The sequence below is a fragment of the Bradyrhizobium genosp. P genome, assembly GCF_049949265.1.
Taxonomy (GTDB): Bacteria; Pseudomonadota; Alphaproteobacteria; order Rhizobiales; family Xanthobacteraceae; genus Bradyrhizobium.
Map to the genome: position 1 here is coordinate 3,913,625 of NZ_CP188195.1, position 6,499 is coordinate 3,920,123.

Here is a 6,499-nt window from a genome sequence, read left to right on the forward strand (position 1 = left end):
CCGAGGTGGATAGCTGACGCTACGTCCATATCAAGGAATTTTGTCCCCGCGAACGAACAGCGAAGACCCCGAGTTCTCAATGGCGTTCCGAGATCGCGCGGGGGAACGAGGCTTCCGTCCAAACGCTAACCCGAGAAGCAAAGCATCCAAGCGTTCAGTCAGGATGTTTCCTCGGGCGACCTAGTTTCAGCAAGGCCTGCGGCTTGGGGACTTTTCGTGGCCTGATGGTGATTTGGACTTCGAGTCCCTCAAGTAGTTTGAGGACGCGGCCAAAATCAGGATCGATCTCCCCTCCAAAGGTTTTATAGAGACGATCCCGACGTAGACCCATTCTTCGGGACAGTTCGGAGACGTTCTGCGCCCGCAGCGCTTCTTTCAAAGCGACCAATATTGTAGGCAAATCGTCCGTTTCAAAGGCCTCATTGAGATAAGCCGCTATTTTCAAGGGGTTAGATCGGAGAAGATCCTTAGGATCTGGGGCCGTCATGGATTCAACTCGGCTTGTTTTGCGTTGGCTGTGGCATTGTGGTGACAGCATTCCCGTCGAATCCCGTTATGTTGGCATTTAGTTTGATGCCAAACGATTGGGGATTGTGATGAAGAAGCTATTTATCGCGTTGGCCGCAAGCGCTGCACTCGCTGGCACCGCGTCCGCAGCCGATCTGGGGGCTCGCCCCTACACCAAGGCTCCGGCTCCGCTCCCGGTAGCGTCGAGCTGGACCGGCTTCTACATCTTCGGCGGTGGCGGCGGCGGTATCTGGGATGCGGACACATATTCCCGCGACAGTGCAACGGGCACTCCGCTCAGTATCTCTCAGACACAGGGCGGCGACGGCTGGTTCGGCACCGTTGGTATCGGCTACGACTGGCAGATTAACCCGACTTGGGTGTTCGGCGTGTTTGGCGACGGCCAATTTGGCAGCCTGAGGGGCAACGTCCAGGATCCGTTCAACGGTGTCACCGGCAGAATCAAGATGGAGGATGCATGGGCCGCAGGCGTGCGCCTCGGCTACCTGGTTGCCCCGAACGTTCTTTCGTACGTTAACGCCGGTTACAGCGGTTCCCACTGGTCGGGCTCCACCCTGCTGGGCACCTTTAGCGGCCTTCCCGTCGGTTTCCACACCGACTCGTTCAACCGTAACGGCGGGTTCGTCGGTGGCGGTGTTGAGAACAATCTGAACATCTTCGGAATTACGGCTCCCGGTTGGTTCATGAAGACCGAGTATCGCGCGGCCTACTACGACCGTAAGAACATCGACGCGTTGTCTGATGTCAGCAATCTGCCGGCACCTTCCAACCTCGCGTTCAAGCCCTTCGTGCAGACCATCAGTACCTCGCTGGTCTACCGCTTCAACTGGAGCGGCCCGGTCGTCGGAAGGTACTGATCTTCTCTTTTCGAACGACCCAGAAACCCCGGACGACGCCGGGGTTTCTTTTTGCGACTAGCTGGTCAGGCGCCGGCGGTGCGACATGAGCCGCGCGCGGGTGCGCTTCCGGCTACAGCCTAGCGGCCCAACAGTTGCCGCGGGTCGCTCCCGTCATTCAGGGCTACCTAGCAGACGTTCCAAATCCTCCTCCGCGAGCCGCCTTCTAACAATGACCAGGCGGTGGGCTACCGACACCTCGCTCCGCCCCAGTTCACGAGCGATCTCTCGCTTGGTTAAACCCGACCTCTGCGACAGCTCCAGCAGCTTTCGTTCGTCCTCTTCGGACCACTTTGCAAATTGCTTTCTCGGCAAAACGTGCACCTTGCGTCGCGATTGGCCATGTAACCCGCGCTCGCGTGTCATATCGCCTTCCTTGTCGTGATCCTGATCCCCGGCGGCGCCGAAACAAGACGCCAGCACCGCCGAGTTGTGGATAAGCTACCGCCTCAGCCGGCGGGCGTGTGCCGCTAGCCGTTGCCGATTGCGCGTCCGGTGCGATCGTCGACGGCGCTTCACTGTTCTAGCTCCGGCTTCGAAGATTGGCGCGATGCAGCGATTGACCGCCGCGTCGGGTGTGCCTGAAGGAACGCGACGTCGTCGGCGATCACCCGTTCGATGCGCTCAGCCTTGGTTGGTAGGTAGGCGAAGTCGCTACTGGCAAGCCGTGCGCGCTTCCATGCGACCGCGAGACCGTCCGGTGCGGGCGTAAGCAGTTGCTTCACGACCGCCTCGCGCCATTTGTCGACGAAATGAAATCGGCCCTCGTCGGGCACCGGGAGCGAGGTGCTATCGGCTATTTCATATTGCTGGGCGAGTTCGAGCGCGTTGCGCCAATCCATGCACGCCCGCCAATAAGACGTCACCCGGTTGGCCTGCCACCAGGCGTCACGGCGTGCCAACCGGATTCGGGAATTTTTGGCGGTTTCGGTTGCCGGCGGCGGGAGTTCCGGCTTCCCCTCGCACCGCTGCTCCCTTGGCGTAAGAACGCGTTGGCCGGCCGCAGAAGCGATTGCGGTCGACCTGTCGCCAACCTTGCCGGCCGGCCGCGCAGCGGCTGAAAACTGAATGATCTCGCAGCTCATGCCGCACCCCCGATCTGCTGGAGCGCGGATGCGAGAGAAGCGCACAGCGCCTGCGCGTTCTCCTTGCCATGATCGTCCTCGAGGCCGGGGGGCATCTGCCAGTCTTCGAGCTCGGCGATGTATTTCAGCAAGGCCACGACGCCTGGCAACGTCGAGGGTCGGAAGTTGAACAGGACTCCCATCTGGTCAAAGAACACCTCGCCTGCACGCGAGTTTTCGTCCTCGAAATCGAAATAGTCCGGATGGTCAGGCATCAAGTCTGCAGATTCCGATGATCTCGCCCGGGTGTACCGATTTGATCTCGCCCAGGATTCCGAGATGATCTCGCCCACTATTCCAATTTGATGTCGCCCGGGGCGCGAGGCGTTCTGGCTGTCTGGTTTCTGGCATCGGCGAAGCCGCGAGGTCAACCTTGAATCACGGCTTGAAGTCTTCGTTGTCTGTTGCTGCATCTGCTGTGGGCATGTGGGCAACGCACTTCGCGTTGTCCAAGCGCAGCGGCATGTCCACAGCGCCACGGGTTCAGGCCTTCCGGCCGGGTTTGCGGGTTCGCCGCATGCTCTCGCCGTTGAGGTCGATGCGGTGGGCGTTGTGGACCAGGCGGTCGAGGACGGCGTCGGCGTAAGTGGGGTCGCCGATCAGCGCGTGCCATTGATCCACCGGGAGCTGGCTGGTGACGATGGTGGAGCGGCGACCGTAGCGGTCCTCGAGGATCTCCAGGAGGTCGTGGCGGGCCGTGGCATCGAGCGGTTCGAGGCCCCAGTCGTCGAGGATGAGCAGATCGACGCGGCCAAGCGCCCGCAGCAGACGGGAGTGGCGGCCGTCGCCGCGCGCCAAAGCGAGATCGGTGAACAGCCGGGGTGCGCGCTGATAGAGCACAGAGCGATTGTCGCGGCAGGCCTTGTTGCCGAGCGCCGAGGCGAGCCAGCTCTTGCCGACGCCGGAGGGCCCGCAGATCAAAAGGTTGACGTGGTCGTCGATCCATCCGCCTTCGACCAGCATCGTCAAGAGACTGCGGTCGAGGCCGCGCGGGGTGCGATAGTCGATGTCCTCGATGCAGGCCTGCTGGCGCAGCTTGGCGTATTGCAGCCGCTTCGACAGTCGCTTGTCGCGCCGCAATGACGCTTCGCGTTCGAGCAGGAGGGCAAGCCATTCGGCGTGGCCGAGGCTTGCGGCCTCGCCGCCGGCTTCGATGTCGGCAAAGGCCTTGGCCATGCCGTGAAGGCCGAGCGTGTGGAGTTGATCGAGAGTCGGATGATTGAGCAAGACGTGATCTCCTAGTTGTAGTAGCGCGGCCCGCGGATGTTGGGATGAAGGATCGGCGCGTCGTCCGCGGAGCGCTTGGGTGAAGGACGCCGATCGAGATTGTTGGCGAGGATCGACTTGACCGAGCCGTAGGTGCGTGCGCCGATGTCGATCGCCCGCGCGGCGGCGGCATCGAGCCGCTCGTGCCCGTAGGATCGGGCAAGCCGGATGATGCCGAGACAGGCGCGGAAACCCTGTTCCGGATGCGCGCGCTCGTCGAGGATCAGGTCGCAGAGCGCGGCGGTGGCCGGCCCGATCGAGGCTGCGTCCTTGCGGATACGCTCGATGGTCCAGCCGGCGTAGCGCCGATGACTGGAGGCCATGTGCTCCGGCACGGTCGTATGCTTGTGGTTGCCGCTCATGCGCTGATGCGCGGCGATCCGCTCGCCCTTGTGGAAAATCTCGACGGTGCGGGCGGTGAAGCGAACCTCGACCTCGACGCGGACGAAGCGATGCGGAACGCTGTAGTAATGCGCCTCGACCTCGACGTGATAATCGATGCTGACCCGGCAGATCCGCCACTCGGCGAACACGTAAGGGCTCTGCGGCAAGGCCTTTAGCGCGGGCCGGTCGATCTCCTCCAACAGCTTGCGGCGGGTGATGCCGAGCCGTCGGATCGGCCGCTCCTCGTTGAGCCGTATGAGCAGTTCGGCGATCGCCGCGTTGACCTCGGCGAGGCTGTGGAAGATGCGGTGGCGCAGCCGCCCAAGCAGCCAGCGCTCGACCATGAGGACCGCCTGCTCGACCTTCGCCTTGTCCCTCGGCCGTCGCGGTCTGGCCGGCAGAATGGCGATGCCGTAATGCGCCGCCATGTCGGCGTAGCTGCGGTTGATCTGCGGATCGTAGAGGCAGGCCTTGATCACTGCGGTTTTGGTGTTGTCCGGCACCAGCAGCGCCGGCACGCCACCGATCGCCTCGAAGGCGCCGACGTGGCCGCCGATCCAGTCGGCGAGCCCCTGCGTCCAGGTCGCCTGCGCGTAGGTGAAGCTCGATGCGCCGAGCACCGCGACGAAAATTTGCGCGGTGCGCCGCTCGCCGGTCAGCCGGTCGATCACGACCGGCACGCCGTCGCCGGCATAGTCGACGAACAGCTTGTCGCCGGCTGCATGCGACTGGCGCATCGTGACCGACAGCCGGCCTTCCCAGGTGCGGTAGAGTTCGCAGAAACGCGAATAGCGATACCCGCCGGGTTCGCCCGCGATGTACTCCTCCCACAGGATCGACAGCGTCACGTGCTTGCGCCGCAGCTCGCGGTGCACCGCCGCCCAGTCCGGCTCGGATTGCCGGCGATGGCCCCGCCGGGTGCCAGAACCGGCGCCGCCCCCCGCGAACAGCCGGGCCTCCAGGACAGGATCCGTCAGGTCATCGCTCAACGGCCAGGTCAAGCCCGCCGCCTCGAACCGGCGGATCGTCAAACGCACCGTCGACGGCGCCGTTCCCAACCGCCGCGCAATCTCACGGGTCGGCATCCCGGCCGACTTCAATCTGATCACATCGCGCACATGGCGCATCGCAAACCTCTCCGTCGGCATCCAGGTCCCCTTCGCAAAGCCGAAAGGCGGGACCGTAGCGGAGCCAGAAGAGGCCTCGTCACCCCCGGGCGACATCATCCCGGAATGGTGGGCGAGATCATCTCGGAATGGCGGGCGAGATCAAATCGGAACGGTGGGCGACATCATTCCGGAATGGTGGGCGACATCGAGCGGAATCAGCAATCAAGTCGGCGCATTTGTCGACGGTGACAGTGTATTCGGCGGACAGGACCCTATACCGCTCGATTGCCGCAAACACGGGATCCGGCGCCGCCGCGGCCGACGGTCGAACCGCCGGCAGCGCGGCAAGCCCAATCTTCCGAACCTCTTCTTTTGGGCACGAAAGCCTTAGCCAGCCAAATCAGGGTGGCTAAGGAGCAGTACCGCGTTTCCCGGAATGTTAGCCTCGGTCTGAGGATACCATGCTGAGACCTCCTGCGCACTGAAGACCTCTATTATGTTGGGTGGAGTTGCTGCTTCAACGCGCTCCAGCGCAGGTACAGGCGTTTGGTCCGGTCTATCGTATTGATCACGCATATCCTCATTCGAGAGGAACGGCGCCCCCACATGAAGCGCTTTGCCTGCGCCGACGAGCGATTTCAGGCGGATGTCGTAAGGATGCATCCGAAGCCGTGTGGACGATGCGTGCCTAACGGCAGTCTCCGCTTGCGGGCCGTCGCCTGGTCGTACGACTAGGCCGCGCGGCTTCATCGGCCTTGCGTGCCTTCTCGAGGAGCAGGTCTCGTTCCGGGCCGGGAGGCAGCTTCTCTGCGGCTTCGTGATTCAGGCGCGCAAACGCGGCCAATCGATCTTGGAGCGATACCGGTCGCTTGCCACGTTCGACCAAATCACCCTCCAGAATAGACCAAATAGGGCAAAGCCGAGACCATACCATTTGTCTTACCCCGCGCTTTGGCGGGTGTGGATTATCGAAAAAAGGCGCTTCGTTCTGACGAAATGACTCCGCGCCACCATTCGATTCATCAAATGTACGACGAAAATTAGCGTTTTGAAATAATGGTCTCGAAATAACCCCCTTAATCATCTGTATCGCCTTATCTGGCGACCAGGATTTGTTCTTCGCGAAGGGATCCGTGCGCTGAAGCGGGAGAGAGACCTCAGCTCGATTCTCGGGCGAGTTTCGACGGCCATC

At 62.3% G+C, this 6,499-nt stretch carries 7 protein-coding genes; 1 reads left to right on the forward strand and 6 read right to left on the reverse strand.

The genetic code is table 11. The annotated features are described in order from the left end of the window. Positions 1–154: 154 nt before the first annotated feature. Complete coding sequence (locus tag ACP2YO_RS19060; protein ID WP_426442216.1) at positions 155–487, reverse strand: DNA-binding protein; 333 nt, start codon at positions 485–487, stop codon at positions 155–157. A gap of 109 nt (positions 488–596) precedes the next feature. Between ACP2YO_RS19060 and ACP2YO_RS19065 the strand changes: the two genes are divergently transcribed. Next, on the forward strand, positions 597–1,385 hold the full coding sequence (locus ACP2YO_RS19065; RefSeq protein WP_426442217.1) for an outer membrane protein: 789 nt from the start codon (positions 597–599) through the stop codon (positions 1,383–1,385). Positions 1,386–1,538: 153 nt separating this feature from the next. Here ACP2YO_RS19065 and ACP2YO_RS19070 read toward each other — a convergent pair whose 3' ends face one another. From ACP2YO_RS19070 to istA, 5 genes are all read right to left on the reverse strand, one after another. Further along, positions 1,539–1,790 carry a sigma factor-like helix-turn-helix DNA-binding protein gene (locus tag ACP2YO_RS19070; RefSeq protein WP_426442218.1) on the reverse strand — a complete coding sequence of 84 codons (252 nt, stop codon included), beginning with the start codon at positions 1,788–1,790 and terminating at the stop codon, positions 1,539–1,541. Positions 1,791–1,939: 149 nt separating this feature from the next. Continuing rightward, positions 1,940–2,266, reverse strand: coding sequence for a hypothetical protein (locus ACP2YO_RS19075; protein ID WP_426442219.1), 327 nt, complete (start codon positions 2,264–2,266; stop codon positions 1,940–1,942). A 239-nt stretch (positions 2,267–2,505) separates the two neighbouring features. After that, positions 2,506–2,763, reverse strand: a complete 258-nt coding sequence (locus ACP2YO_RS19080; protein WP_426442220.1) for a hypothetical protein — start codon at positions 2,761–2,763, stop codon at positions 2,506–2,508. A 268-nt stretch (positions 2,764–3,031) separates the two neighbouring features. Continuing rightward, positions 3,032–3,775, reverse strand: coding sequence for an IS21-like element helper ATPase IstB (istB, locus tag ACP2YO_RS19085; protein WP_426433809.1), 744 nt, complete (start codon positions 3,773–3,775; stop codon positions 3,032–3,034). Positions 3,776–3,786: 11 nt separating this feature from the next. Further along, the gene (gene istA, locus ACP2YO_RS19090; RefSeq protein ID WP_426443134.1) at positions 3,787–5,325 is read right to left on the reverse strand and encodes an IS21 family transposase; all 1,539 of its coding nucleotides are present in this window, start codon (positions 5,323–5,325) and stop codon (positions 3,787–3,789) included. Between the last annotated feature and the right edge of the window lie 1,174 nt (positions 5,326–6,499).

Bases quoted from the DNA above. Each gene is read 5' to 3' on its own strand.
- istA (WP_426443134.1), bottom strand. From the start codon at position 5,325: ATGCGCCATGTGCGCGATGTGATCAGATTGAAGTCGGCCGGGATGCCG.
- ACP2YO_RS19065 (WP_426442217.1), top strand. From the start codon at position 597: ATGAAGAAGCTATTTATCGCGTTGGCCGCAAGCGCTGCACTCGCTGGC.
- ACP2YO_RS19080 (WP_426442220.1), bottom strand. From the start codon at position 2,763: ATGCCTGACCATCCGGACTATTTCGATTTCGAGGACGAAAACTCGCGT.
- ACP2YO_RS19075 (WP_426442219.1), bottom strand. From the start codon at position 2,266: ATGGATTGGCGCAACGCGCTCGAACTCGCCCAGCAATATGAAATAGCC.
- ACP2YO_RS19070 (WP_426442218.1), bottom strand. From the start codon at position 1,790: ATGACACGCGAGCGCGGGTTACATGGCCAATCGCGACGCAAGGTGCAC.
- ACP2YO_RS19060 (WP_426442216.1), bottom strand. From the start codon at position 487: ATGACGGCCCCAGATCCTAAGGATCTTCTCCGATCTAACCCCTTGAAA.